We start from the raw sequence: 894 nt of genomic DNA on the forward strand, positions 1-894 counted from the left end.
TAATTTATATAGTTTTTAAGTTAGCAAAAACAAACACTTAATCGGGTTTTTTTACCTTTAATAGATGTTTTTTCATTGAAAAATGCTTTAAATTGTTTTATCAGCTCACTTTTTTTTTTACATTTGTGAACAAATGACAATACAAAATAAAAGAATATTTGCCTCAATCTTATTTGTATTAATAAGTTTTGTATGCCTATCGCAAACGGCACCGCCGCCGCCAGCACCACCCTCGCCACCGCCAGGGTTTCCTATTGATGGTGGTGTAATACTAGGTGCTATTTTTGCTTTGTGTTACGGTGCTAAAAAGTTAATAGCCCCTAATTTAAAAAAATAGTTATTTAAGCTGGTTTATATTAACCAATTTTGTAACATACTTTCCTAAAACATCAAATTCTAAATTAATAACAGTACCAACTTTAAATGTGTTAAAGTTTGTGTGGTTGTATGTGTAAGGTATTATTGCTACACTAAAACTGTTGTTTGCAGAGTTTACAACCGTTAAACTTGTACCATTTACAGTAATTGAGCCTTTTTCAATGGTAATGTTGTTTAATGAACTATCATATTCAAAAGTAAATACCCAACTACCATTTTCTTCAGTTATAGCTTTGCAAACACCAGTTTGGTCAACATGTCCTTGTACAATATGGCCATCAAGTCTGTCACCTAACTTCATGGCGCGTTCTAAATTTACTTTATCGCCCGTTTTTAAGTATGAAAGGTTTGTTTTATCTAAAGTTTCCTTTATGGCAGTTACAGTATACTCATTGTTATTTAGGCTAACAACAGTTAAACAAACTCCGTTATGTGCTACACTTTGGTCTATTTTAAGTTCAGGAGTTATGTTACTCTTTACGGTAATATGCAGGTTTGTATTTTCGTTTTGTAGTT

The 894-nt window shown here is 32.0% G+C and carries 2 protein-coding genes; one reads left to right on the forward strand and one right to left on the reverse strand.

Annotated features, from left to right (window positions below; translation table 11 throughout):
- Nucleotides 1-133: 133 nt before the first annotated feature.
- Nucleotides 134-337 (forward strand): hypothetical protein, encoded by a 204-nt coding sequence (locus FUA24_RS01020; RefSeq protein WP_147131751.1) that lies wholly within the window; start codon nucleotides 134-136, stop codon nucleotides 335-337.
- Here the strand turns inward: FUA24_RS01020 and FUA24_RS01025 are convergent.
- The coding region (locus FUA24_RS01025) for a riboflavin synthase (RefSeq protein ID WP_148539677.1) at nucleotides 338-894 on the reverse strand (557 nt) is incomplete at its 5' end.

Source organism: Seonamhaeicola marinus (assembly GCF_008085455.1).

What these genes read in the sequence shown, in the direction of transcription:
- FUA24_RS01020 (WP_147131751.1), top strand. Translation starts at nt 134, where the DNA reads ATGACAATACAAAATAAAAGAATATTTGCCTCAATCTTATTTGTATTA.